The 24,325-nt window shown below is 64.0% G+C and carries 21 protein-coding genes and 1 pseudogene; 6 read left to right on the top strand and 16 right to left on the bottom strand.

Annotation, left to right across the window (positions count from 1 at the left end):
* Positions 1-89: 89 nt before the first annotated feature.
* From VK92_RS32635 to VK92_RS32645, 3 genes are all read right to left on the bottom strand, one after another.
* Positions 90-1,058, bottom strand: a complete 969-nt coding sequence (locus tag VK92_RS32635; RefSeq protein WP_048021644.1) for a hypothetical protein — start codon at positions 1,056-1,058, stop codon at positions 90-92.
* Positions 1,059-1,164: 106 nt separating this feature from the next.
* Positions 1,165-2,808, bottom strand: coding sequence for a DUF2334 domain-containing protein (locus VK92_RS32640; RefSeq protein WP_048021642.1), 1,644 nt, complete (start codon positions 2,806-2,808; stop codon positions 1,165-1,167).
* A gap of 12 nt (positions 2,809-2,820) precedes the next feature.
* Positions 2,821-3,117 carry a hypothetical protein gene (locus VK92_RS32645; protein ID WP_048021737.1) on the bottom strand — a complete coding sequence of 99 codons (297 nt, stop codon included), beginning with the start codon at positions 3,115-3,117 and terminating at the stop codon, positions 2,821-2,823.
* A 971-nt stretch (positions 3,118-4,088) separates the two neighbouring features.
* Here VK92_RS32645 and VK92_RS32650 point away from each other — a divergent pair.
* Both VK92_RS32650 and VK92_RS32655 read left to right on the top strand, forming a co-directional pair.
* Entirely contained in the window at positions 4,089-6,050 is a 1,962-nt protein-coding gene (locus VK92_RS32650) for a glycosyl transferase family protein (RefSeq protein WP_053076246.1), read from the top strand.
* Complete coding sequence (locus VK92_RS32655; protein WP_048021638.1) at positions 6,047-7,741, top strand: NfrA family protein; 1,695 nt, start codon at positions 6,047-6,049, stop codon at positions 7,739-7,741. Before VK92_RS32650 ends, VK92_RS32655 begins: the two co-directional genes overlap by 4 nt.
* 40 nt (positions 7,742-7,781) lie before the next feature.
* On the opposite strand, the gene VK92_RS32660 is transcribed toward VK92_RS32655, so the two are convergent.
* The gene (locus VK92_RS32660) at positions 7,782-8,684 is read right to left on the bottom strand and encodes a hypothetical protein (protein WP_225740240.1); all 903 of its coding nucleotides are present in this window, start codon (positions 8,682-8,684) and stop codon (positions 7,782-7,784) included.
* A gap of 745 nt (positions 8,685-9,429) precedes the next feature.
* Complete coding sequence (gene fabF, locus VK92_RS32665) at positions 9,430-10,719, bottom strand: beta-ketoacyl-ACP synthase II (RefSeq protein ID WP_048021635.1); 1,290 nt, start codon at positions 10,717-10,719, stop codon at positions 9,430-9,432.
* Positions 10,720-10,818: 99 nt separating this feature from the next.
* On the opposite strand from fabF, the gene VK92_RS32670 reads away from it, so the two are divergent.
* A complete protein-coding gene (locus tag VK92_RS32670; RefSeq protein WP_048021735.1) occupies positions 10,819-11,454 on the top strand; it encodes a TetR/AcrR family transcriptional regulator in 636 nt (211 codons plus the stop codon).
* A gap of 73 nt (positions 11,455-11,527) precedes the next feature.
* Here VK92_RS32670 and VK92_RS32675 read toward each other — a convergent pair whose 3' ends face one another.
* Positions 11,528-13,828 carry an NADP-dependent malic enzyme gene (locus VK92_RS32675; protein WP_021156702.1) on the bottom strand — a complete coding sequence of 767 codons (2,301 nt, stop codon included), beginning with the start codon at positions 13,826-13,828 and terminating at the stop codon, positions 11,528-11,530.
* A gap of 136 nt (positions 13,829-13,964) precedes the next feature.
* Here VK92_RS32675 and VK92_RS32680 point away from each other — a divergent pair, with 136 nt between their 5' ends.
* Positions 13,965-14,936 carry a LysR substrate-binding domain-containing protein gene (locus VK92_RS32680; protein WP_021156700.1) on the top strand — a complete coding sequence of 324 codons (972 nt, stop codon included), beginning with the start codon at positions 13,965-13,967 and terminating at the stop codon, positions 14,934-14,936.
* An 86-nt stretch (positions 14,937-15,022) separates the two neighbouring features.
* On the opposite strand, the gene VK92_RS32685 is transcribed toward VK92_RS32680, so the two are convergent.
* The 9 genes and pseudogenes from VK92_RS32685 to VK92_RS32725 form a co-directional block, all read right to left on the bottom strand.
* A complete protein-coding gene (locus tag VK92_RS32685; RefSeq protein WP_048021633.1) occupies positions 15,023-15,700 on the bottom strand; it encodes a hypothetical protein in 678 nt (225 codons plus the stop codon).
* Between the two features lie 104 nt (positions 15,701-15,804).
* Positions 15,805-15,990, bottom strand: a pseudogene (locus VK92_RS32690) (hypothetical protein); the annotation flags it as partial.
* A 2-nt stretch (positions 15,991-15,992) separates the two neighbouring features.
* On the bottom strand, positions 15,993-16,460 hold the full coding sequence (locus tag VK92_RS32695) for a hypothetical protein (RefSeq protein WP_048021628.1): 468 nt from the start codon (positions 16,458-16,460) through the stop codon (positions 15,993-15,995).
* Positions 16,461-16,527: 67 nt separating this feature from the next.
* Positions 16,528-17,022 (bottom strand): GNAT family N-acetyltransferase, encoded by a 495-nt coding sequence (locus VK92_RS32700; RefSeq protein WP_048021733.1) that lies wholly within the window; start codon positions 17,020-17,022, stop codon positions 16,528-16,530.
* A 108-nt stretch (positions 17,023-17,130) separates the two neighbouring features.
* Complete coding sequence (locus tag VK92_RS32705; RefSeq protein ID WP_059627684.1) at positions 17,131-17,574, bottom strand: hypothetical protein; 444 nt, start codon at positions 17,572-17,574, stop codon at positions 17,131-17,133.
* Positions 17,575-17,725: 151 nt separating this feature from the next.
* Positions 17,726-17,953, bottom strand: a complete 228-nt coding sequence (locus VK92_RS32710; RefSeq protein ID WP_021156695.1) for a hypothetical protein — start codon at positions 17,951-17,953, stop codon at positions 17,726-17,728.
* A 127-nt stretch (positions 17,954-18,080) separates the two neighbouring features.
* A complete protein-coding gene (locus VK92_RS32715; RefSeq protein WP_048021626.1) occupies positions 18,081-18,455 on the bottom strand; it encodes a VOC family protein in 375 nt (124 codons plus the stop codon).
* A gap of 743 nt (positions 18,456-19,198) precedes the next feature.
* On the bottom strand, positions 19,199-20,113 hold the full coding sequence (locus VK92_RS32720; RefSeq protein ID WP_048021624.1) for an alpha/beta hydrolase: 915 nt from the start codon (positions 20,111-20,113) through the stop codon (positions 19,199-19,201).
* A gap of 87 nt (positions 20,114-20,200) precedes the next feature.
* Positions 20,201-21,067 carry an AraC family transcriptional regulator gene (locus VK92_RS32725; protein ID WP_081070463.1) on the bottom strand — a complete coding sequence of 289 codons (867 nt, stop codon included), beginning with the start codon at positions 21,065-21,067 and terminating at the stop codon, positions 20,201-20,203.
* A 244-nt stretch (positions 21,068-21,311) separates the two neighbouring features.
* On the opposite strand from VK92_RS32725, the gene VK92_RS32730 reads away from it, so the two are divergent.
* A complete protein-coding gene (locus VK92_RS32730) occupies positions 21,312-21,770 on the top strand; it encodes a GNAT family N-acetyltransferase (RefSeq protein ID WP_048021622.1) in 459 nt (152 codons plus the stop codon).
* A 329-nt stretch (positions 21,771-22,099) separates the two neighbouring features.
* A complete protein-coding gene (locus VK92_RS32735; RefSeq protein WP_021156690.1) occupies positions 22,100-23,011 on the top strand; it encodes a LysR family transcriptional regulator in 912 nt (303 codons plus the stop codon).
* A 129-nt stretch (positions 23,012-23,140) separates the two neighbouring features.
* On the opposite strand, the gene VK92_RS32740 is transcribed toward VK92_RS32735, so the two are convergent.
* Positions 23,141-24,301, bottom strand: a complete 1,161-nt coding sequence (locus VK92_RS32740) for a mandelate racemase/muconate lactonizing enzyme family protein (protein ID WP_048021620.1) — start codon at positions 24,299-24,301, stop codon at positions 23,141-23,143.
* Positions 24,302-24,325: the final 24 nt, after the last annotated feature.

Genomic DNA, 24,325 nt, shown 5'->3' on the forward strand with positions numbered 1-24,325 from the left:
GGGCACGCGTTGCCGCCGGAAAGCCGATCCGCCCGACTGTTTCGCCGCACGCTCTCCCTGGCCGCCCCGCTCGCCGGAACCGAACCGGATCAGTGCGCCGTGCCCACCGGCACGGCCGGCGGCGGCTTCGGCTTCCACGTCGAGAGCGTGCGCGTGAGGTCGTCCGACACATAGTGCGGACCATCGAACAGGTAGACGGGATAACCGCGATACGCCAGCAGTTGCTTGCCCAGCTCGTCGGCGCTGGCTGAACGGAATCCGCCCCGCTCGGCAGGCCTGAACGCCTCGGCGATGACCCGCACGCGCCGTTCGCCCAGCTTCGCAACCAGTTCGTCGAGGTAGGCGCGCGCGACATACGGCTCGCGGGCATAGACACCGCAGCCGTCCTGGAAGAACACGCCGACGTCCGCGGGCAGCCACGCCGCGAGCCAGTCCGCGAGCGCCTTTCCGCCGATGTTGGTCTGGTCGTACACGCTCACCCAGAGCGGCCGCGGCAGCCGTTGTAGGACGGCGGCGAGCTTTGGCGCGTCCTGCCAGGTCGGATCGATCTCGACCGGAAAGTAGTAGCCGGCGACATGCAGCGGAACCGGTGCGCGCGCCACTTCCAGCGACTGGTCGGCGAGCGTCGACAGATGGGTGCGCGCCCGTTTTTCGTCCTGGTAGCCGGCCAGCCCCAGGATGACGTTCCTGGCCCACGGCTCACGACCGATGCGCTCCCAGTCGGGGAGGTGCGCGGCAGGCTGGATCGGGGTGCCGGCGATGAACGCGGTATCGTCGACGACGGTCCATTGAATCAGCAGATCGTGAATGCCGAGCATCTGCCAGTTGCCGACCGGATTCGTCGTCGAGTTGTCCACCTGCCAGACGATGCCGTCCGCGTGCACGTCGTGCGCGGTCCAGCTGCAGGCGGCCACGACGAGCGAGGCGCCGATCGCCGCAAGCGTCGCCGCCCGGGGCGAACGCGGCGCGACTGAAAGCGGGCCCGGTCGCGCGGCGAGCCGAAGCCGGCCCATACGCCGTTGAATCCTGCGCCAGGCCGGGATCGCGTACGTGGTCATCGCTGGCTCTCCGGAAGCATGCCTGCGCGTCATCGTAGCCGATCGAACGCAAACGTGCGACCCGCATCGGCAATGCGGGTCGCACAGGGCTGCCGCTACGCCTGCATCACTTGGCCGTCGTGCCGTCCACCCACGTGTAGCCGAGATTCGTAATGCCGGTAATCATGCTCTGGAAGTCCTGGAACGCCGGCAATCCGAGATCCGGTTCAAGCCAGTACGGATGGAAGAAGAACGACGCGAAACCGTCGCGTACCGCCAGGCCATACCGGGCATTGGTCACGATTTGCTGCCACGTGTACGTGATGCACGAGAACGGGTCGATATTGCAGATGTTGTACTGCACGCTGCCCAGGTTCTCCGGAACGATCCGCTGCCCGTAGTAATCGGCGTTGATGATGTACGGGAAAAACTGCCCGGCGGAAAAGTCCTGGTTGGCGGCACCCGTTCCGAGTTGCGGCTTGGTCGACGTGTAGTACACGGCCCGCTGGAACGTGGTCGGGAACGTGAGGGCTGTCGCCGACGACGCGGCCGGCGACATCTGGTACTGCGGCGCGGCCCAGCCGACGATCTTGTAGCCGTTGGTCGTGAACTCGAGCAGGCCATCGGCCATTCGGCCTTCCGCCCATGGGATGGAGTCCTCATCAACCGGCCGGTTCTGCACCGCGTACCAGAACTCGTAGTCGCTGCCGCTGACTGCATTCAGCAGGTTCGGCGTCGAATCGTACTGGTGCGTATAACCGTGCATCACGATCGAGCCGCCGCGCGCGAGCGCGTAGTTCAGCGCCTTCTTGAGGCCCGTTGCCTGCGCCAGATGGATCGTCTCCGGCACGCCGCCGTTGTAATAGCCGTTCGGGTCCGTATACAACGGGATGGTTGCCATCGTGAACGGAATGTGCTTCGAGTACATGTAATTCGTCAGCTGCTGCATCGAACTCGTCGTCGTATACGCGTCGAGGTCTTCCAGACGGACGAGCGCACGATGATTCACCGGTGCATTGGTCTGCAGGATGTCGTGCAGGATGTCGCAGATCACCAGGTAGCGATCCGTCGGGCCGATGTAGGAAAACGGCATGTCCGCGAAGTACCAGAAGTTGCCCGAGCGCATGATGTACGGCGCGGTTGCGCCGCTCTGGCTGTTCTTGATGGTGACGAGCGCCTGCGCCTTGGTGGAATCGACGACCTGGGTCAATCCGATATCCGGATCCGCGCTGATGACGCCCGTCGACGCGTTATAGGCGTAGTACTTGACCATCGACAGGTTCTTGTACGTGACCGTATCGTAGAAGCCCGGATTCGGATTGCTCGCCGACGGCGTCGCGTTCATCCCCGCGAGGCCCAGGAAGCTGAACCCGAAGGTCTGATTGAACGTGAAGGCCGTGTTCCAGGCCAGTTGCCACAGGTTGTACTTGAACCAGACCACCGTCTTCTTGGTGGTCATCACGTCGCTCATGAACGCCGTCGGAATCGGGTTGTTGTAGTAGTCGCCGATATAGAACGTGACGTCGTGGCTGCCGACCATGCCGGACGTGTAGTTCTGGATCGGAACCAGATCGATCGTCGCATTGAAATGGCCAAGCAGGTTCCTCAGCATGATGCTGTACATCAGGCCGAGCTTCGAATAGGGGTCGTTGGCCGGGTTGTCGTACAGCACGAGCGTATGGGCAGTGGTGGCCTGCGCGTGCGCGGTGCCCGGCAATGTCATTTGCGCGAGCCCCGCTAGCAGGGCGATGACGAGCAAGATCTTTTTCATGGCCGTTTCTCCCTAGTCACGTTCCACATTGCCGTTGAGTTTCTTGACGGAATTCTTGGTGAACTTCGGGCGCCCCGTTTCCTTGTATGCCTTCTCCCAATCCTCGTCGGCCATCCCTGCTTTCACGTTGACGTGAGCCGAGCCGTTCGGGAGCGGAGGCGGCTTGATGTTCATGACGGAAGCGTTGCCTGTCGCCTGCGCATTCGCATCCTGAACGCCGACGGCGATGGCGAACGTGGTGATCAATGCGACGAGTGATCCGGCGATGCTCAACCCGTTTCGAAAAGATTCATTGCGATGCGAAGGCATGATTTTCATCCTTTGATATGCAAAATAAGTTCATCTCGCTCACGAGACGAGCATGGAGAATCACCCTCCGGAATCGGGGCGCCATGTCGTTGATTTTTTGCTGCGCAATTGAAACCAGACAAATAAATCCGGGAGGAGATGGCTTTACTTTCAAGCTAGATCCGTACCATCGGTCGCAAATGGGCTTGCGCCAAGGGGGTGAAATTGACGCATCGACGCCACTCAAAAATTGCGTCGATAAAACGTTTCAGGCGTGCAACGCGGCGGTGTCATGAATTTAATCGGACAAACGCGCGAACCCTGTTCGTACGATTCAGGGAAAACCAGTCAATCGCCGAGCTTCGCCGAGCACGACGCGAAAATTTCCTCCGATGACATGCATGTGCAATGACGACTGAAGCACCGGCTTTCCGGTTCGACGCCGGTTCATCCGGCTGGTCACCGCCGGAATCGCGTGACGATTTCCCGAAAGCGACAATCGGGGCCCGGCAGCGGGTCGGGAAACGATGTGTCATCCGATCGATCGACAGCGTGTTTCAGCACTGAAACATTTGGCTCGGATTCGGCGGGCCGATTCCGTTCGGCTAGCCGCGATGTACGTAACGTCAAGGGTCGCGCAGCGATGGCGCACGACTTGCTACATGACCTGTGTGCTGCGGAGTCGGTGCGCGGGGGCACTGCGCAAGCGTCGGGTGGAGAGCGGCTGCAGGCGATCAGGAATGCAGGGACGGAGGCAGGCAGGCAAGCGGTAAACGGGCAGTCAAAAAGTCATCCACTGAACACGTTGCATCGTTCGCAATGCAACGCGACCACATCGGGAAAGCTCGCGTGCTGCCGGCTTTTTCGAACGGCGGGAATTCGCGCGGCGCAAGCCACGGAGTGGACGTGACGGGGCCGGCGAGGACGGGGAACTTTCGTCTTTCGTCGATACGAGGGGAAATAATCAAATAAAAGATAAAATCGCGGAAAAAATGATGGATAACATGATTTGGAGTGCGTACTTATACGCACTTAACCTTGTCGCCATTGTGACCGCAATTGTCATCCTGGTGAGCACACTGGATGACCTCACGCTGGATGCCTGTTACTGGTCGTTTGAAATCCGGCGCATCCTGCGCCGTGAAAAATCGCAAACGATCGATATCGGCATGCTGCGCGGGCTGGAAGAACGGCATCTGGCGCTGATGGTTCCGGCCTGGAAGGAATACGACGTGATCGCCAAGATGATCGAAAACACCTTGGCGACCCTCGAGTACGAGCGCTACGTGATATTCGTCGGCACCTATCACAACGATGCCGAAACCACGGCCGAGGTCGAACGCATGGTCCGCCGGTACCCGGGCAGGGTCACGCGCGCGACCGTGATGAACGACGGGCCGACCTGCAAGGCGGACTGCCTGAACTGGATCATCGAAGCGATCCTGCGCTACGAAGCGGTCCACCGAATTCAATTCGCGGGCGTCGTCATGCACGACTGCGAGGACGTCATTCATCCGGTCGAACTCAAGTACCTCAACCACGCGGTGGCGGATAGCGACCTGGTCCAGCTTCCCGTGCTGTCCTTGCCGCGAAAATGGAACGAGTTCGTCGCCGGATGCTACCTGGACGATTTCAGCGAAACGCACCAGAAGGACGTGCCGGTTCGGGCCCGCCTGACCGGCGTCGTCCCGGGCGCGGGCGTTGCATCGTGCTACAGCAGGCGCTCGATCGAAGCGGCGATGAAGGAACGCAACGGCTCGCCGTTCAACACCAGTTCGCTGACCGAGGACTACGACTTCAGCTTCCGGTTGAGAGACCTGGGGATGAAGGAAACCTTTGCATGCATTCCATTGACGGGCATCACGCGCGATGCAGCGGAAAGACGCGCAACGGGTAGCGTCGCCAATCGCAACCTGCTGGCCACGCGCGAGTATTTTCCGAAGACATTTCGTACCGCGTACCGTCAGCGCACGCGCTGGATCCTCGGCATCGCCTTTCAGGGCTGGGAGCAACTCGGCTGGAAAGGCAATCTTCTCACCCGATACATGTTCTTCCACGATCGCAAGGGCATCGTGACCTCGCTGTTCTCGGTCATTGCCTATGGCGTGCTGGTCAACTTCCTGTTGCTCGGCGCACTTCAGCGATCCCTCCATGTCATCCCCGTCGGCGCCCCGCTCTTCATGGCGAGCCACTGGGTCGCGCCGCTGCTGTGGATCAACACCGCCATGCTGTTTGCGCGGGCCGGGCAGCGCTTCCATTTCGTCAGCAAGCTGAACGGCCCGACCCAGGGGCTGTTGTCGATCCCGCGGATGTTCGTCAACAACCTGATCAATTTCTATGCGGTTTGCCGTGCGTGGCGCATCTACATCGGCCACCTGGTGACCGGCAAGCCCATCGCGTGGGACAAGACCAGCCATACCTACCTGTCGAACGAAGCGCTCGGGAAAGCGCGCATGAAAGTCGGCGAGATCCTGGTCGGCTGGGGCGTGGTCACGCTGGAGCAATTGCAGGCAAGCCTCGAGAAGCAGCTGACCTGCGGCAAACGTCTCGGTGAACTGCTGGTCGAAGGCTGCGCGATATCCGCCGAATCGCTCGCGGATGCAATCGCCGAGCAAGCCGAACTGCCCCGGGTGAGCCTCGGCAACGTCGCGGTGGGCCACTTCGCGGATTCGCTGGCATTCGAGGTGCAGTACGCGTACCACGCCGTGCCGTTTTCGACCGCGGAAGACGGCACGTTGAACGTTGCGGTCGGGCGACCGCTCACGCCGGACGAACAGGATGTCGTGCGGCGCGGCGCGCGATCGAACGTGGCCTACTTCATCGCCTGCGATGCGGAGATTGCCGCCGAACTCTCGCGGCACTCGCGCTTCGTCGAACTCGCCCGCGCACGCGACGGCGACCCGGCGGCGCAGCAGGGCGCCCTCGTGACGAAACCGTCGGGAGAACAGGCATGAAGCATTCGAAACCCCCGATCGCGGCCGGCCTCAAGCGCTGCGCCCGGTTGAGCGCACTGGCGATCGCCGTGTCGCTGGCGTGGCACGCGCCGGCCTCCGCCGCGCAGCCGCTGACGCCCAAGGCCTACCGGCTCGCCGACAGCGCCTACAAGGCGATCAATGCCGGCGACCTGCCCCTCGCGGAAGTGTATGCGTCGCGCGCCATCCGGATTCAGCCCGGTAGCGAACAGCTCGGGCTGCTGCTCGTCGACGTATACAGGCGGGAAGGAAAGGTCGATGAAGCGGACGCCTTGGTGGAATCGCTGATGGTTCGTTTTCCGAAGAGTGCGGCGGTGCGCGCGCAGCACGGCTACCTGGCGCAGCGGCAGATGCGCTACGACGTCGCCTGCAGCGATTTCTCGGCCGCCGTCGCAACCGGGACATGGAGCAAGGAGCAGCAGCGCAACCTGCGTCTCGCCTGGTCGGACAGCGCGCTCGCGGCGAATCGTCCGCATGAAGCCGGCATTGCGCTGGCCCCGCTCGCCGATGAAAAATCGGCCGTGGTGCAGCTGCGCATCGCGCAGTTGAGCCTGCAGGCGGGCGACCGCGATACCGCGATCCGGATGGCGGATCTCGCGGCCGGCGATGCGACGACCGAAGGCGAGCGCAACATGGCCGCATCGATCGCGGCGCAGGCGCGGCAGGAAGACCAGCCCGCCCAGGCGCCGGTGGACAATACCGCGCAACAGAAATTGCAGGAAGCCTATGACCTGCTGCGCGACCACAAGGATCGCGAGGCACTCGACGCATTCCAGGAGGGATTCGCCGGCGGCGCCGGCAACGCGATGAACTACGCGGACGCGGGTTATGCCGCCAAGCGGATCGGGTTGAACGACGAGTCCATCGACCTGTTCGAGCACAGCCTCGACGCCGACGAGAACGAACACAAATTCGATGCGCAGCACAAGTTCGGCTATCGACGGGAAGTCGAGCAGCTTCAGCGCACCTGGGGGTTCGTGCTGAGCGCGCCGTACCAGTCGGCCGCGTTCGGCCCGCAAGGCACGATCAGCGTGTTGCAGCCGGGTATCGAAGCGTATTGGCAGCCGCCGAAGATCGGCTACCAGAACGGCCGCATCTTCCAGTTCTTCGTGCGCGGATACGGCACGGCCTACGACGGGACGGGCAACGTGACCGGCATGCCGACCGTGCAGGGTTCGGTGGGCGCGCGCTACAAGCCGCTGCCCGACCAGAACGTCGTGCTGACCGCCGAGCGGCTGTTCCACGTCGGCAGCCTGTCGATGACGGACTGGCTGATGCGCGTGGGTTATTCGTCGGAAGCCGGGACCGACCTGAGGGTGACCGAACCGAGCTGGCGCAGCTGGCAGGCGTATGTCGAGGGCGCGTACTTCATCAGCGCGGGTCGATACATCATTTATTCGGAGCTGCGTTACGGGCACACCTGGCGTTTGCCGATGATCAGCGATCGGCTGACCATCTACCCGCACGCGGCGGTGGCCGGCGATCACGACAATCGACAGCCGGAAAAGACGGCGATCGGTGCCGGGCCCGGCATCCAGTTGCGGTACTGGTTTCGCGAAGGGCGGTACAGCGCGCCGGCAAGCTATCTGGATGTCACGGTGCAATACCGGTTCGGATTGACGTCAGCGGCACGCGCACGTGGTCTCGTGGTACGCGCGACATTGTGGTTCTAACCAACGACGCTGACGCTTGCTCCTGGATGGCGCTTTTCGCTTAGTTGGGCGCCTTGAGCGTGATGATCGTCTGACGCAACAGCTGGAAGTACGAGCTCGTCGAATACGGGAGCATTTGCTCGACGTAGTTCCACCAGAAGAATCCGCCGATGAAACGCGGATCGGCCATGCTGTTGACCATCGGGTAGTAGGTCTTGATCAGGTTCTGCTGCACCGATGCGGGCGCGGAAATATCCGAGGTGCCGATTTCGCCGAAGCCGACCTTCGCGTTCGGGAAGATGCTTTCCAGCGCCGCGAAATCGTTCTTCCACGTCGGGTTCAGCCCCGGGCAATCCTGATACGGGTAGTAGCTGAACAGCGCGTAGTCGGCCTGCTGGCGAACCGTCGACGACAGGAACGTGGTCGGCCACGTCTTCCAGTAATCCTGCGGCTTCTCCCAGCAGTTGTTGCCCTTGCTGTCGTCGTTGTAGTACAGCGTGATGGCCGTCTTGCCGCCATTCGATTTGACGATCTGGTTGGCCGCCGCGACCATCTGGCCGATCTGCTGCTCTTGCGAGTTGACCACGGAATTCGTGCCGCTCGGGTTGTTACGCAGCCATTCGCCGTTGATTTCGTTCGCGATCTCCCAGACGTCGACGGTGTTCTTCAGCTGCGACACCAGTTCCTGCGTTCTTGCTTGATACGTGGCGAGATCCGTCGGGAAATAGTAGGAATCGTAGACTTCGCCCATCACGTACGCGACTGCGTGCAGGCGCAGCAGAGGCGCGTAGTAGTCGGCGGCCGACGTGCCCGGATCGAACACGACACGCACGGTGGGCTTGTACGGCAGGTTCTGCAGCGACGCGACGATGGCGTCCAGTTTGGTCAGGTCGTCGAGGGTCACACCGTAGACGGGATTCTTCAGAGGTTCGACCTGGGCTTCGGCGGGCCGGGATAAAGGCATGAGCCCGGCATAAGCGACGCATGCGGCGATGGCCGTGCGCGAGATATTTTTCGTCAGTCCTTTCAAAACGCTTTCCGTTATAAAGTAAGAGGAAGCGCGATTTTAGACGAAAATAAAAGCCAATTATCGGATGATACGCGAAGTAGCGAGCCCTAAAACTTCGTTAGGATTGGTATCGAATATGCGCTATCCGGCGTGTCGCCACGGGCGATTGTTACGAAATACTGATTAAATCGGCACGAGGTGCGGAGACGCGGCAGAGGCGTCCAAGGGTTTAGCCGATATACGAGTGGTTGCTTGCAAACGATTGCGGACATCCCAAGCCGGTAACAACGGATTTCGACTGACAAGCGCGGCAGCGTGAAGGGAGCCGCTCGCCAGGGCCGCGCCTCGAGGTTGAAGCGGCCCGAAGAAATCAGTGCGGCCGGAACGTCCGTCGCCAAAGTCAGATCAGGTGGGTAAGTCGAAACCCTGATCTCTCAGCCATCGTCAGATCAGGCCTGAGATTGCTTCGCCGTCACGTCATCACGGGCCGCGATCCACCCGAAGCCGACGCACTCTGGCGCATTCGCTGATGCCGAGAGCGAATGCTCAATTGAATATTCCGATTAGACCGTGCCCCGAAGGGTTTCGGCGAATGGCCTGGACTTCAGACATCCGCCGAGCGTTTGACCGTGAACCGATCGCCGATCGAGAAGCCGACCGGGCCACTGGCACCCGGCAGGCTTCGCAGACGCGGGCGACATCACGCTCCCCAACGCTTGAAGACGACGCTGGCGTTCACGCCGCCGAAGCCGAAACCGTTGGCCATCGCGTGAACGATCGGCATGTGCCGCGGCGCATCGCGCACGATGTCCAGGCCCTCGGCGAGTGCGTCCGGCTGTTCGAGGTTCAGCGTCATCGGGACGACCTGATCGCGCAAGGCCAGGGCGGTGAAGATCGCCGCTACGCCACCGGCCGCGCCCAGCAAGTGGCCCGTCGCCGACTTGGTGGAGGTGATGGCGAGCGGGACGTCGACGCCGAACAGGTCGCGTACCGCGGCCAATTCGCCCAGGTCGCCGACCGGCGTCGAGGTGGCATGAGCGTTGAGATGCTGCAGGTCGGACGGAGTCAGGCCGGCCTGCGTCAGCGCCGTCTGCATCGAGCGTCGCGCGCCGCTGCCGTCTTCGGGGCCGGAGGTAATGTGAAACGCATCGGCGCTGGTGCCATATCCAATGAGTTCGACCAGGGGCGCGGCGCCGCGCGCAAGCGCGTGCTCGAGCGATTCGATCACCAGCATGCCGGCGCCTTCGCCCATCACGAAACCGTCGCGGGCCCGGTCGAAGGGTCGCGATGCGCGGGTGGGTGTGTCATTGAAGCCGGTGGACAAGGTTTTCGCTGCGGCGAAGGCGCCCAGGCTGACGCGATCGATTGCGGCCTCGGCGCCACCGCACACCGCGATGTCGGCCTCGCCGCAGCGGATCAGCCGTGCCGCGTCGCCGATGGCCTGGATGCTCGCGGCGCAAGCCGTCACCGGGGCCCCCATCGGCCCCTTCAGGCCGTGCCGGATCGACACGTGGCCCGCCGCAAGGTTGACGAGGAACGAGGGAATCGTGAACGGCGACAGACGCTTCGGTCCGCGCGTCTCGGTCGTCCGCACCGCGCCCGCAATCGCCGGAAATCCACCGATGCCCGACGCGATGACCGTGGCGGTGCGCCGCTGGGACGCTTCGTCGGCCGGCGCCCATTGCGCCTGCGCGAGTGCCTCTTGCGCGGCGGCGAGCGCGAAGGCGATGAAGCGGTCGATCTTGCGCTGGTCCTTGGTCGACACGAAGCGGTCGATGTCGAAGCCGCCGCCCCCGTCCTCGTGCACATCGGGCACCACACCGCCCACGCGGGCCGCGATGTCCGCCGTCATCGAATCCGGCAGCCGGCGCAAGCCCGACTGGCCGGCCAGCAGCCGCTGCCACGCCAGCTCGACTCCGCACCCCAGCGGCGAGACCATTCCCATCCCGGTGACGACGATTCGGCGGTTCGCAGTGGGCGTGATGTGCATGGATTCTGTCCTGGTCGATCTATTGATGATGATCGACATCATACAGTATTGAGTATGATTGTCATCAACACGCAATGCCATGCGCACGAAAGGATCTTCATGAAAGTCTCGAAAACGCAGGTGGCCGAGAACCGCCTGGCCATCCTGCAGGCCGCGGCCCGGCTATATCGCGAACGCGGTTTCACCGGCGTGGGAGTGGCCGACATCACACGCGAGGCCGGGCTCACGCACGGCGGGCTGTACCGGCACTTCGAATCGAAGGATGCACTGGCGGCGGAGGCCGCGGAATATGCGTTCGAGTGGAAACTCTCCGAGCTGGAGACACCGGATGCCGATGCGAACGCCGACGCCGACGGGTTCCTTCGAACCGGCGTCGCGAATTACCTGTCGCCGCAGCATCGCGACAGCGTCGGCCAGGGCTGCCCGGTGGCCGCGCTCGCGGCAGACGCGGCACGCGAAACGGGTGCGATCGCAGACGCTTTCGCCCAAGGCATCGGGCGCTACATGACGCTATTCGCGCAGCGGAGGCCCGATGGTACGGAGGCTGCGCAGATCGAACCCGAGGACCGGGTTCGAGCAATTTCGATGCTGTCGACAATGGTGGGCGGATTGATCCTCGCCCGAGCCACCGCGCGGGGATTGCCCGCGCTATCGGACGAGATTCTCGCGACCTTGCGCGATCATCTTGCGGCCACATGGGGCCTCGATGAAGTCAACGTCGACGGGCGCGACTAGAAAGCCATCGCCGAAGGGGCGAGTCCCCCGAACCACACCGCGTCCGGTGAACCCGCCCCCTTCCGGTTTCCGCTCAAACAGACGCGTTCCGGTTCGCCTCGATCACCGTCAACGCCGTCATGTTCACGATCCGCCGCACCGTCGCGCTGGACGTCAGAATGTTCACCGGCGCGTTGACGCCCAACAGGAACGGTCCCACCGCCACATTGCTGCCCGCCTCCGTCTTGAGCAGGTTGTACGCGATATTCCCCGCATCCACGTTCGGACACACGAGCAGGTTCGCCGCCCCCTTCAGCGGCGACATCGGCAGCAGCCTCGACCGCAAGCCCTCGTCGAGCGCGCAGTCGCCATGCATCTCGCCGTCCGCCTCGATATCGGGCGCCTGCTCCCGGATGATCTCCAGCGCCCGGCGCATCTTCACGCCCGACGCCGCACTCCCCGACCCGAAGTTCGACCGCGACAGCAACGCCGCCTTCGGCGTGAGGTTCAGCCATTCCATCTGACGAGCCGCGGCAATCGTGAATTCCGCGATCTGCCCGGCATCGGGATTGTCGTTGACGTGCGTGTCCACCAGCGCGACCGTCCGCTGGTCGAGCAACAGGATGTTCATCGCCGCATACGTGGACGCACCCGGCTTCCTGCCGATCACCTCGTCGACGAACCGCAGGTGGTTGTGATATTCGCCGACCGTGCCGCAAATCATCCCGTCCGCATCGCCGAGCCGCACCATCATCGCGCCGATCAGCGTCAGGCGGCGCCGCATCTCGACCCGCGCCATTTCCTTCGAGATGCCGTCCCGGCAGCGCAGCTCCCAATACGTCGTCCAGTACTGCGGGAACCGCTCGTCGTACTCGGGGTTCGTCACCTCGACATCCTGGCCGAGCCGGATCCGCAAGCCGAACCGCTCGATGCGCGCCAGCAGCACTTCCGGGCGCCCGACCAGGATCGGACGCGCCAGCTTCTCGTCGACGATCACCTGCACCGCGCGGAGCACGCGCTCGTCCTCGCCTTCGGTGAAGACGATCCGCGCCTTGCCGCCGTCACGCACCAGCCGGCGCGCCGTCGCGAACAGCGGCTTCATGAACGCGCCGGAGTGGTAGACGAATTGCTGCAGTTGCTCGACATACGCGTCGAGATCCGTCAGCGGGCGCTTCGCCACGCCGCCTTCCATCGCCGCCTTCGCCACGGCCGGCGCGATACGGACGATCAGGCGCGGGTCGAACGGCTTCGGAATCAGGTATTGCGCGCCGAACGCCACGTCGTATGCGCCGTAGGCCGCCGCGACGACTTCGTTCTGCTCTTCCTCGGCCAGCCCCGCGATCGCGTGCACCGCGGCGATCTCCATGTCGCGGGTGATCGTCGTCGCGCCCACGTCCAGCGCGCCGCGGAAGATGTACGGGAAGCAGAGGACGTTGTTGACCTGGTTCGGGTAGTCCGAACGGCCCGTCGCGATGACGACGTCGTCGCGCGTCGCATGCGCCAGTTCCGGGAAGATTTCCGGCGTGGGATTGGCCAGCGCGAGAATCAGCGGGCGCGGCGCCATCTCCTTCAGCATCTCGGCACTCAGGATGCCGCCGACCGACAGGCCCAGGAACACGTCCGCGCCGCCGATCACGTCGGCCAGCTTGCGCGCATCGGTTTCCTGCGCAAAGCGCGACTTGGCCGGGTCCATCAGCGCGGTGCGCCCGCGATAGACGACGCCTTCGATATCGGTCACCCACACGTTCTCGACCGGCAGCCCGAGGTCGACCAGCAGGTCCAGGCAGGCCAGCGCGGCGGCCCCTGCGCCCGACGTCACGACCTTCACTTCCGAAATCGACTTCCCGACGACCTTCAGCCCGTTGATGAACGCGGCGGACACGGTGATGGCGGTGCCGTGCTGATCGTCATGGAAGACCGGGATCTTCATGCGTTCGCGCAGCTTCTGCTCGACCGTGAAGCATTCGGGCGCCTTGATGTCCTCGAGGTTGATGCCGCCGAAGGTGGGCTCGAGGCCCGCGATGATGTCGACCAGCTTGTCCGGATCGGTTTCGTTGATCTCGATGTCGAAGACGTCGATCCCCGCGAACTTCTTGAAGAGCACGGCCTTGCCTTCCATGACCGGCTTGGACGCGAGCGGGCCGATGTTGCCCAGACCCAGTACGGCCGTGCCGTTCGTGATCACGCCGACCAGGTTGCCGCGGCTGGTGAAGCGGTGCGCCTGCAGCGGATCGGCGGCGATGGCCTCGCACACGCCCGCCACGCCCGGCGTGTACGCCAGCGCGAGATCGCGCTGCGTCACGAGCGGCTTGCTGGCGACGACCGAGATCTTTCCCGGGGTCGGAAATTCGTGATAGTCGAACGCTGCCTGCTGCTGTGTCTCAGTCTGTTTCATGTTTTTCGATCCGGGCACGGGCGCCAGGCCAGTCCCGGCGCGATCCATGAAGGTGATTCTAGGGATCCGCCATAAGGTGATGATTCTGTTTTAATATCGCTCCATCACTTTTTCATGATGAATACGTGACCAGTCAATGACTTTTGACGCGAACGACGTGGTCAGGCGGCTGGGCGCGCGCCTGAAGATGCGGCACCTGGTGCTGTTGCTGCAGATTCAGCAGCACGGGTCGCTGACGCGTGTCGCGGAGCACATGGCCAGCAGCCAGCCGGCCGTGACGAACGCGCTGTCCGAGCTGGAGAGCATGTTCGGCACGCCGCTCTTCGAGCGCTCGTCGCGCGGCATGCGGCCTACCGCGCTCGGCGCGGTCGTGCTCGAGCGGGCGAAGGCGATGATCAAGGATCTCGACCACCTCGCCCGCGAAATGGAGGCCGTCGCCGCCGGGCATGCGGCCCACCTGCACATCGGCGTGATTCCGTTCATTTCCGGGCAGATGCTGTCGGCGGCGCTCAAGCGGCTGCAGGCGCGCATGGAACGGCGCCTGACCGTGACGATTCACGAAGGCACCAGCGATCAGCTCCTGCTGCAGCTCAAGGACCACAGCGTCGACATCGTGATCGGGCGGGCGTCGTCGGCGATCGACCTGGGGCAGGTTTCCTTCGAGGTGCTGTACCAGCAGCAGCCGCGCATGATCGCGAGCCGGCGTCTTGCCGCGAAACTGGCCCGCACCGCGCTGGACTGGCACAAGCTGCACGCGCTCGACTGGATTCTCGGCGCCCCGCATACGCCGATGCGGGAACAGGTCACCGACCTGTTCCTGTCGGCCGGCATCCCGCCGCCCGTGCCGATCGTCGAAAGTTACTCGTCCAAGCTGATCGGCGAGATGATCGCGTCGAGCGACGAGGCCGTATCGATCGTGCCCGCCGACATCGCGGAAGAACTGGTGCGGATCGCCGGCGTGGCGATCGTGCCGTACTCGCTGGTCTGGACGCTCCCGCCCATCGCGCTCTTTACCCGCGCCGCCGATTCGCGCTCGCCGGCGCGGGATCTCCTGGTCGACGCGTTGCGCGAGGTATGCAGGGAGACTTACGGGGAAGCGCAGCGATGAGGCCGCGGGCGGCCGCCTGAACGGCGGTTCGCCCTCGCCGGCAACACACGCGCGCGGCGGCGGAGGCTCGCCGCACCGGCAGCGCGCTACTTGCTGGCGGCGAGGTGACGCAGAATGTCCGCACGCTCGGCGCTCAACACATGATCCGAGCCCTCGCCGCGGTCATAACGCTTCGCGGTGCGGTAGGAAAACCGCTTCCTGTACTGCCCGATGGCGGGGTCGAACGTCCACGCGTCGACGACGAAAAAGTGCTTGCCGAAATGATCCTCGTCGTCGGCCCACACGAAGTCCGCCCGCACGAACACCGGATAGGGCGACACGTCCGGCACCTTCCACATCGCGCGATCGGCCGTCTCGGTCTGGGTGACTTCCGGCATCAGGTTCTCGATCTTGCCGTTCGCGCCATAACGCAATATCGCCACGCGCTCCAGCATCCCGCTGCCCCCGCCCGAGAACATCCCCGAGAAGAACACCCACGAGCCGCCCGACGCAATCGGCAGCCGCTCGGACCGCGGCATCAGTCCGAACTGGTAAAGCTCCTTCGACGAATGGGGAACCGGCTCGGGCGGCATCTCGAAGCACGGCGCACGATCGGGGAGCACGCAGAGTTTCACGCCGGACAGCGGGAGCCCGTCCGAATCCTGCCGGCCCTCCACCTGGGTGAAACGCGGGAATGCCGGTTCGCTCGGGGCGGCCTGCGCACCCGCGATGCCGGCGACGGAAATGCCCAGGATCACCCCGAGCGGCTTGACGGCCCTGCGCATGCACCTGCCTCTCTCTCATGTTTTGATAGCCGCGAATTGTCGATGATCCGGCCGCTTCTGTCGAATGGGCGGTTGCGGCCGGCGCTGCGCGTCGCGCCGGTTCGTCAGACCGTCGCCAGAACCAGACGCCCCGGCGACGCGCCGATGTGCAGCCCGTCGGCGCGATTCGCGAGATAACGCCGGTTCAACTCGTCCGGCGTCCATGTGTTGCTGTGGCTGAAGCCCGGCGCGACGAGGCTCGCGGCCTCGTCGAGATACATCGTCACGCCGAGCCAGCTGAACAGCGCCGGTTTCATTCGCTGCGCCGCTTGCGGAGAACAACCTCCAGCATCTCGGCCGGCGAAAGCGCCCGCCCGTCGTATCCGGCGCCGAAGTAGGCCTCGGGCCAGAAGATCAGGTCCGAAATGCGGTCATCGCCGGTGTTGACCGACAGACATCGCACCCAGTAATCGACAAGCGCCTCGTCGCCTCGACATGCCCATACGGCATCCAGCAATTCCAGCAGCTCCGGCTCCGACAGATCGTTCGGCAAGGTATGCCAGTCGATTGCCAGTCGCTTCGCAAATCCGTCGGCACTCGTCGAGCCAAACGCGCCGAGCACGTCGATTGGATCGACATCCTCACCAAGCAATCGGGAAATCTGCTGCAACTCCGCTACGTATCCGCGTCCGTTCTCGTGCAGTTGAAACACGGCTCTTGTCAGCGGCAGCAGGTGTCGAAGCTTGTCGTGGTCGACGGGGTCGCGCAGTTCGGCTCGCATGCGTGTTCTCGGGGTAAAGCGGTTGGTTGAGCTATCCAGATGGATTTGCCGGGGTTCCAGCTGAACGCTAAGCAGCGGGTTTCTCGTACAGCGACCAGACGATCCCGTCCGATTTCAACCCCACGCGAATGAAACCAAGCGACTCGTAATAAGCGCAGAGCGTCACGTTTTCGACGGCGCAATCGAGCCGGACATAACGCCGGTTCAAGCTGCTCACCTCGCGAGCGCACCAGTCGAGCATGAAACCGCCGAGCCCGAGCCCGTTGAAGCCTTGCCGCACGCACAACCCGTGCACGTAACCGGCGATCGGCTCCTGCGGCCCCCAGTGCCGGTCTTCGCCGAAGCCGAGCGAGAACGTTCCGGCCAACGCGCCGTCCAGCTCGACGACATACACGTCCTTTTCAGAAACGTTGCTCCGCACCCACCGTTCGGAGAATCCGTCGCCTTCCTTGCCCCACGCATGGTCGCCGTACGTGAGCTTCTTCGCGTGTGCGTCGTTCCGGATCCGCGTCAGCGCCGGTACGTCGTCTGCCGTTGCCCTGCGGATGCTTGTCGAAGTCATCGCCCGTTTCTCCGTGGCGTCGTCACGTCGCGGCTCGGCAGCCGCCATCCCGCCAAGCCGCATTTTCGACAGCGGGCACTCGCCCGGTCAGCCGAAAGCACGACGCTCTCATGAAGCTGCCGCCTGGAACCAGCGCGTACACGGGCCCGTGTAAATGAGCACGGTCGCGATCGCATTGGCGAGAAAGCCCACTTCGATCAGGCTCAGCCTGAAAGGGAGTCCCATCACGAGAAGGGCCATCGTCGTGACGACCGTGAGCCCCAGTTCCAGCACACGCGCCAGCTTTTGTCGCTGGCACAGGCCCACGATCAGGCTCGCGTTCAGCAAAAGCCAGAAGGCCTGGATGATCCCGATCATCGCAGCGCCTTTGCGCATGAGCACGGCTTTCGCTGCGGGGATTTCGCCAGCCTGGTCGAAACCCAGCATCGTGAGCCAGACGGCGAATCCGGCCTCGATGAGCCAGACGATCGTGAAGAGCGCGATAGCGTGACGGATCTGCAGCGGTGCGTCGGCGCGAAACGCCGGCATGGCCTTCAACTTGCTGATTGGCATCGTCTCTTTCAGGAAGCTTGCGCTCCCCGCCCCGGATTGTGTTCGTATCGTATTTGCCGCTTGTCGATTTCACGACGCAGCGAGTTTCGGCCGAGTGTAGTCCATCCGCGATCGCCGCAGACGCATACGCGCACGCACGCCGAACACGCGTCTAGTGCGAAGCATTCAAGCCCTGCCGGAGAGCCTCGTAGATCCCCGCGCCGGCATCAACGATGAACAGGAGTGCAATGGCGACGCACACAACGCGCCCGATACCGCGCAGGCGCGCCACGCCGACATACAACCCGACAGCGCCGACGCAAAGCGTCACGGGCCAGTAGATGGCCCCCATGAGAATCGCGATGACGGGAAAAGGCAGGTCAATGGCGATGTCACTCATCCCGGAAAGCTCCGTTGCTCGCATGAAGCAAGCGTTCGCTCATCGATTCGACGGCGTCGGTCGACCGCCGTCCCTCCGCACCTGACCTTGCAAGCCGCCGCGCCGCCCCATGCTGCCCGACAGGGCATCACCCCTGCGCCTGATGGCACACCACCTCGATATTGTGCCCATCCGGCGCGATGACAAATGCCGCGTAGTAGTTCGCGTGATAATGCGGCCGCAGCCCCGGCGCGCCATTGTCCTTCCCGCCCGCCTCCAGCGCCGCGCGATAGAACGCATCGACCTGCTGCCGGTCGTCGGCCACGAACGCGATGTGAAGATGCGCCGGCTTCTCCGACGTCTGGAACAGGCACAACGATGGTTTGCCAGGTGGCGACATCTCGATGCCGTACGACGGATCGCCCTCACCCACCACCACGACGCCAAGCGGTTCAAGTGCGTTGAGGAAAAACGTCTTGCTGGCTGCAAAGTCGCTCACGCCGAATTTGACATGGTCAAACATGACTCCCCCTTCGGATGGATGGGCCTGCCGGCACCCGGATCGGATGTGCAAATCACCGCGATGTTGCCACATGCGGCGATCGGTGGCACACCTGCCCGCCCTCGAACAAAAAAAGCCCGACACGGTCGGGCCAACGAGCGGGATACAAGAAGAATCCCGCTCACCCCTCATCGAGCGGTCACACCGTGCTGCCTGACGTCATCACGATTCGGGCAAGATCCGACGATTGCACACGACGTTGTGACCGATCGTCGATCGTCAGGATTCCATGAAAGGGTTCGGAAAGAATGGCTATGGCGAAACGGGGGTGCCGGATGACGCACCCGCCGGCAGGGTCGGGAGCGGAACGGCCGGTGGCGACCGCCCGAAAAAATTGGCCCGCACCTGAAAGCCTGAAAGCGCGGGCCAAGCCGAGAACACACAACACCTTGGGGGGGTATCAAGGCGAGACCAGTCTAGCCCGAGTCGCCGGAAAGAAAATTTCAGGCCGGATTACAGCTATTACTCCATATGACGAAGCATCGGCCGCCACCGTGTGCGGGCCAGGAGGCGACACATCGTCCGCGAGCGCGTGCGGCATCGCGGCGTGCCGTTCGCCGGTGTCGCTTCGGGCGGGCGATGGATGCGGTCGCGCCTCGGCATGCGTTGCCGCCTTCCCCGCAAACGCAGGCACCATCGAAGCTGGCGGTATCGCCATTCGCGCAAGCCGTGGACACCGCACGCACGCGCCGCAACCGGTCAGGTCAGCACGCGCCGGACAGATGCAACGTGAACCACTCCACCGCTGCCCGGCTCGTTTCGTCGAAATGCTCGATATACGGCGTGAAATGCCCGCCCTTGATCTGCAGCAGGCGCTTCGGCTCCAGCGCGTTTTCCCACGCCTTGAGGCACAGGTCGGTCGGCGTCAGCAGATCCTCGTTGGCCACGATCATCAGCAACGGGGTCGGCGAGATGCGATCGACATACTGGCCCGGCTCGTTCTCGCGTGACATCTCGGCGCTGCGCAGCGTCACTTCGTTTTTCCAGTTCGGCGCACACCGCGCCGCCGACTCGGTGAAGAACCGGTACGCATCCGCGCCCGCCATCGCGCAGGCTGTCGCGGGGTCCGCACTGACTGCCGGCAACATCGCCGGCACGCCGCCCGCGAATCGCTGCCTGCGATCTTCATCGAAGCGAGCCAGCGCCGCGGGCACCAGATCGGAACGCGTGCGGCGCAACGCCGACTGATATCCGCTGATCGTCGGCACCTGCGACACCACGCATTTGACGCGCCGGTCGATGGCCGCGACTTCGAGCACGTGGCCGCCGCTGTAGCTGGTGCCCCAGATACCGATGCGTGCGGCATCGACGTCCGGGCGCGTCAGCAGATAGCTGATCGCATCGCGATAACCGCGCTTCTGCTGCACGGGGTCGATCTCCTGACGCGGATACCCGTCGCTCGCGCCGAAATTCCGGTGATCGTAGAGCAGCACGCCAAAACCGCCGGCGGCAAACACCTCGGCGTAGCGGTCCAGATATTGTTCCTTCACGCCGGAGAAGCCGTGCGCCATCACGATGGCCGGATACGCCTGCGTGCCGGCGATGCGCTTCGCCGGTTCGTAGTACCAGCCTCGCAGCGTGGCGGCTTCGGACAGGAATTCGATGTCGTGTCGCGTCATGTCGGCTTGCCTCGTTCGGTCAGTGGATTCGATGACCGACACGATAAGCGTGCGCGCCGCGCCCCGCGTTTGCTGGAAAGACGTTTGCTACGCGGAATCGGACAGTTTCGCGTACGCGCTGGGCGTCATGCCGGCAAACCGGCGAAACACGGTCGAGAAGGCGCTCGTGGTTTCGTAGCCGAGTTCGGCCGCGACGGCGATCACGGAGCGTCCCGAGGCCAGCAGCGGGCGCGCGGCCGAAATCCTGGCCTGCTGGCGCCACTGGCTGAACGACAGCCCGGTTTCGGCGGTGAACAGCCGGGCCAGTGTCCGGCTCGATGCACCGACTTCGTCGGCCCATTCCGTCAGCGTTCGCTGATCGGCCGGATTCGCGAGCATCGCGTCGCAGACCCGGGCAAGACGCCGGTCCTGGCCGGACGGCAGCCGCAACGGTTGCTCGGGAGACCACTCGATTTCGGCGAGCATGAGCTGGATGACGAGCGCGTCGCGTCCGTCGGGATCGACCTCGACCGGGAACGACGACGCACGCACGATCAACTCGCGCAGCAGCGGCGAAACGTTGACCAGGCCCGGCTGATCCGGGTACGCGGATCGGCAGGCTCGCGGGTCGACGTAGGCGGTGCGCATTTCGAGTTGCCCGTGTGCGCGCATCGCGTGCGGCAGGTCGGGTGGAATCCAGAGTGCGCGATGCGGCGGGATCATCCACAGCGACTGGCAGGCGATGACTTCGGCGATACCTGTCGTGGTGTAGACGAGTTGCGCGCGCGTGTGCCGGTGTTCCGCGACGACGAAGCCGTCGGGAAATGCTTTCGGCATGACGGCCGCGATGGCGGGTGCATGCTGGTAGTCGCGCGGGTCGGTACTCTTCGTGACCGGTGGGACGCCGGCCCGCTTCGGATCCGCCGCCTCGCCGTGCCCGATCGCTTTGCCGTGGCCGCGCCTTTCGACCTTCATCGCTCGTCCTTTCATGTGTGCGGAATCGCCGTCGCGTGCGATCCGGCGAACCGGACGGATGATACGGGAATGTCGGAATGAAGCAGTAAATCGGCAACCCGATCTCACCGCCATACCGCAAACTCGACAAGCAGCGCCGGACTTCCGGTGTCGCCGGTTTCAGCGGCATGCCGCGCGAACTTGGAAGTTCGATTCCGTGCTGCTATCGTTGTGCACGCAATTAATTTTCCGGAGCAGCCGATACATGCCCTTGATCTTGCGCCGAGCGATGACGGCGGATGCCGCGGAGGTGGCTGACGTGTATCTGCGGTCGCGCAACACGCTCGCCTCCTACGCGCCGCTCGCGCACTCCGAAGCCGCCGTCCGCGACTGGATTGCCGACGTACTCGTACCGTCGGGCAACGTGACCGTTGCGATGAACGACGATCGCATGGTCGGCATGGCCGCACACGTCATCACCGACGGTACTGCATGGCTCGACCAGTTGTACGTGTGCCCCGAATTCAAACGACAAGGGATCGGTTCCGCCCTCCTGGAATCGGTGAAGACGCAGACGGTTGGCAAGCTCCAGCTCTATACGTTCCAGATGAATCGCGATGCCGCCGCGTTTTATGAGCGGCATGGTTTCGTAGCCATTGCATTTAACGACGGAAGCAGGAACGAGGAAGGTTGTCCCGATGTGTTGTATTGCCTGACGCGGTAGCTTCCGTCCGCATGCTCCACGTCGCCGGTCTGTCGTCGGTGGGATTGAAGCGGGCTCGGGGTCGGAAAAGACGGGGTAATTCGTCGGCGAACGGCCATGTTGCGCCGGTCATCTCGATCCAGTGTTGCCATCACGTGTCACAAAAGCCGTAGCGACACGCGATCCGTCAATTGCCTGCTGGCTTTCCAGGCGTTTGCGTCGCATGAAGTGGCGCGCTGGCCATCGGCTTATGCGCCTCGCACACACAAGAACGAACCGGCTCCCGATGCGCCACAGGCCGCTGGTCCAATATATGATTCATCACCATTCAGCCGCTTCAGGTCGAACGAATGCCCAACTTCCCCCCGGATCTTCGCCAGTGGTATTACTTCGCGGCCGTTGCCGAGGAGCGGCACTTCGGCCGTGCGGCTGCGCGCCTCTCGATGACCCAGCCGCCGCTGTCGCAGGCAATACGCTCGCTGGAACGCGAGCTCGGCGTCGAGCTCTTCGCACGCACGAAGCGTGCGGTCGCGCTCACGGCAGTCGGCGAGGCGTTGCTTCCGACGGTGCTGAAACTGCTTGCCGCGGCCGAGGAGCTTCCCGCGCTGGCAAAGAGCCTCGCCCTCGGCGAGACCGGAAGACTGTCGCTCGCGTTCGTCTCGATTGCCGATTACGGGCTGCTGCCCTCGCTGCTGCGCGAATTCGGCATGCGCTATCCGCTGGTGCGATTGCAACTGACCGAAGCGACGAGCGACGTGCAGATCGAAGAGCTGGTCGCGGGCCACATCGACGCGGGCCTGATCATTCCGCCGTTGCCGCCACGCTATGTGGCCGAGCTGTCGTATCTGCCGCTCCTGAGCGAGCCGCTCGTGCTCGCGATGCCGAGCGCCGCGTCGACGGCACCCGACGATGTGCCGATTCACCTGAAGGAAGTTGCGGACCTTCCGCTCGTGATTTTTCCGCGCCGTCTCGCCCCGAGGTTTTACGACGCGATCATGGAGTGCTACAGCGACGTCGGTGTCGTCCCGCACATCGGTCAGGAAGCAATCCAGATGCAGACGATCGTCAGCCTCGTGTCCGCCGGCATGGGGGTCGCGCTGGTGCCGCAATCGTTGCGCAATCTGCGGCGAACGGGTGTCGTCTATCGCCCGCTCGCACACGGCTCGTTCGTCGTTGAAACCGGCCTCGTCTGGCGCAAAGGCGATATCGGGCACGTCCTTGCCAGCTTCATCAATATCGTGCGGACACTGGCCTCGGCATGACGCCGGCCGCACGCAGATCCGTTCCGGCATGTCCGGGCGGATTCGCAGGCCACTCGCCGCGCGACGACGCGCGGGAAGCCGTCGACGCACGGCCGGCGCGTCCTCGCTCGCGAACGCGCCGGCCGACGCTCACGCCTTGCCGTGCCCCTGCGATCCCGGGCCCGACGAGAATTCGCGGACACCATCGCGATTGATGCCGAAGCCGAGGCCCGGCGTGTCGGGCAGTGCCAGCGTCCCGTTCTGCTCGGCCGGCAGGCCGGTAAACAGGTTCCGGCAGATCTCGACCGCGACGACGTGCCACTCGACCGAGCCGCCGTTCGCGAGCCCGCCGTGCAGATGCATGTTGTGGAACGGGAACGTGCCGCCATTGTCGATCGGCACGCCGAACGCCTGCGCGAGCGCGGCCGCGCGCGCCGCGACGGAGAACCCGCCGCACACGCACACGTTTGGCTGCAGGATGTCGACGGCGTCGTTCACGAGGAAATCCCTGAACCGGAACAACTGCCCCTCGCTTTGCCCGGTGGCGACCGGAATGCCGCCACGCTTTCTCAGGTCGGCGAGCTTCGCGGGGTCGTTCTCGGCGATCGGCTCCTCGAAGAAGCCGATGTCGCAATCGGCCACGCGCTCGGCAAGCCGCAGCGCGTGATAGTGGTCGAGCCCGCAATTCGCGTCGATGTAAATCTCGGCGGCGGCGCCCACCGCATCGCGCACCGCGCGCACGCGCGCGACGTCGTCCGCGACGACCTGGTCGAGCGAGCGCCCTTCGTCGCGGCGCGCCAGCGCGTGATAACCGACGATCATCTTGATGCGGCGATGTCCGGCGCCGACGAGCGCCCGCGCGGCATGTATCAGCTCCGGGCGCTCGAGCGAAGCGAAGCCGAACGTCGTATACAGCGGCACGACCGGGCGCGCGCCGCCGAGCATTTTCCACACCGGCAGCCCGGCGATCTTGCCGATCGCATCCCAGACCGCGATGTCGATCGCGGAAATCACGTGCCCCGCATAGCCGGTCTGCCCGCGCGGGCATAACAGCCAGTAAAGCCTGTCGAGAATCCGCTCGCGCTCGACGACGTTCATCCCGACCAGGTTGGGTGCGGCGACGTGATCGATCGCCGCGGCCACGACCGCCTCGTCGGTAATCGCCGTGAAGCCGTGGCCGACCACGCCCTGCGAAGTCTCGATTTCGACGATGACGCCCGACAGCTTGCCGGACAACCGCACGCCGGCGATCTCCGCGTCGCCGCGCGCGAACACCGGCGTCGCGGTCACTTTCACGATGTTGTGCTGCATCTCTTCTCCGTTTTTTTGAGGGAA

The sequence above is a fragment of the Burkholderia sp. LK4 genome (assembly GCF_001043615.1).
Lineage (GTDB): Bacteria > Pseudomonadota > Gammaproteobacteria > Burkholderiales > Burkholderiaceae > Burkholderia > Burkholderia cepacia.

Coding starts and splice junctions, on each gene's coding strand:
- VK92_RS32635 (WP_048021644.1), bottom strand. CDS start 1,058: ATGACCACGTACGCGATCCCGGCCTGGCGCAGGATTCAACGGCGTATG.
- VK92_RS32640 (WP_048021642.1), bottom strand. CDS start 2,808: ATGAAAAAGATCTTGCTCGTCATCGCCCTGCTAGCGGGGCTCGCGCAA.
- VK92_RS32645 (WP_048021737.1), bottom strand. CDS start 3,117: ATGCCTTCGCATCGCAATGAATCTTTTCGAAACGGGTTGAGCATCGCC.
- VK92_RS32650 (WP_053076246.1), top strand. CDS start 4,089: ATGATGGATAACATGATTTGGAGTGCGTACTTATACGCACTTAACCTT.
- VK92_RS32655 (WP_048021638.1), top strand. CDS start 6,047: ATGAAGCATTCGAAACCCCCGATCGCGGCCGGCCTCAAGCGCTGCGCC.
- VK92_RS32660 (WP_225740240.1), bottom strand. CDS start 8,684: ATGCCTTTATCCCGGCCCGCCGAAGCCCAGGTCGAACCTCTGAAGAAT.
- fabF (WP_048021635.1), bottom strand. CDS start 10,719: ATGCACATCACGCCCACTGCGAACCGCCGAATCGTCGTCACCGGGATG.
- VK92_RS32670 (WP_048021735.1), top strand. CDS start 10,819: ATGAAAGTCTCGAAAACGCAGGTGGCCGAGAACCGCCTGGCCATCCTG.
- VK92_RS32675 (WP_021156702.1), bottom strand. CDS start 13,828: ATGAAACAGACTGAGACACAGCAGCAGGCAGCGTTCGACTATCACGAA.
- VK92_RS32680 (WP_021156700.1), top strand. CDS start 13,965: ATGACTTTTGACGCGAACGACGTGGTCAGGCGGCTGGGCGCGCGCCTG.
- VK92_RS32685 (WP_048021633.1), bottom strand. CDS start 15,700: ATGCGCAGGGCCGTCAAGCCGCTCGGGGTGATCCTGGGCATTTCCGTC.
- VK92_RS32695 (WP_048021628.1), bottom strand. CDS start 16,460: ATGCGAGCCGAACTGCGCGACCCCGTCGACCACGACAAGCTTCGACAC.
- VK92_RS32700 (WP_048021733.1), bottom strand. CDS start 17,022: ATGACTTCGACAAGCATCCGCAGGGCAACGGCAGACGACGTACCGGCG.
- VK92_RS32705 (WP_059627684.1), bottom strand. CDS start 17,574: ATGCCAATCAGCAAGTTGAAGGCCATGCCGGCGTTTCGCGCCGACGCA.
- VK92_RS32710 (WP_021156695.1), bottom strand. CDS start 17,953: ATGAGTGACATCGCCATTGACCTGCCTTTTCCCGTCATCGCGATTCTC.
- VK92_RS32715 (WP_048021626.1), bottom strand. CDS start 18,455: ATGTTTGACCATGTCAAATTCGGCGTGAGCGACTTTGCAGCCAGCAAG.
- VK92_RS32720 (WP_048021624.1), bottom strand. CDS start 20,113: ATGACGCGACACGACATCGAATTCCTGTCCGAAGCCGCCACGCTGCGA.
- VK92_RS32725 (WP_081070463.1), bottom strand. CDS start 21,067: ATGAAGGTCGAAAGGCGCGGCCACGGCAAAGCGATCGGGCACGGCGAG.
- VK92_RS32730 (WP_048021622.1), top strand. CDS start 21,312: ATGCCCTTGATCTTGCGCCGAGCGATGACGGCGGATGCCGCGGAGGTG.
- VK92_RS32735 (WP_021156690.1), top strand. CDS start 22,100: ATGCCCAACTTCCCCCCGGATCTTCGCCAGTGGTATTACTTCGCGGCC.
- VK92_RS32740 (WP_048021620.1), bottom strand. CDS start 24,301: ATGCAGCACAACATCGTGAAAGTGACCGCGACGCCGGTGTTCGCGCGC.